The sequence below is a fragment of the Paraburkholderia sp. SIMBA_053 genome (assembly GCF_046534895.1).
GTDB lineage: Bacteria > Pseudomonadota > Gammaproteobacteria > Burkholderiales > Burkholderiaceae > Paraburkholderia > Paraburkholderia caledonica.
Window position 1 is genome coordinate 1 of record NZ_JAWRXU010000135.1, and the last position, 430, is coordinate 430.

Consider the following 430-nt stretch of genomic DNA (forward strand, 5'->3'; position numbering starts at 1 on the left):
GCCGCTGCTCTGGAAGCATTTCCGGGCGCACCGCTCGGTGCTCATGCGTCTCGCCCGCACCCTCGATTGGGATTCCACAAGCCAGGTGCGCACGCTGCTCGATGCGCTCGATGTGGTGCTCGAAAACGAAACGTTGCACCGCGAATGGATCGATGCCGATGTGGACCTGAGTTTTGCGGCGTCGCGCTGGCGCAAGCTCGTGCGCCGCTCCCACGGTGAAGGGGCGCCGACCAACCGGCGCTATCTTGAACTATGCGTGTTCTCATACATGACGGAGGAGCTGCGCGTCGGTGACCTGTGCGTGTCCGGGTCTGATGCCTGCGCCGACTACCGCGATCACCTGCTGCCGTGGCGGCAGTGTGAGCAGCAGCTGCCCGATTACTGCGCGAAGGTCGGCCTGCCGGAAACCGGTAGCGAGTTCGTTGCCCAG

General features: G+C 64.4%; 1 pseudogene. It reads left to right on the forward strand.

What is annotated here, in order from left to right:
- Positions 1-430: pseudogene (locus SB753_RS34930) on the forward strand (Tn3 family transposase); the annotation flags it as partial.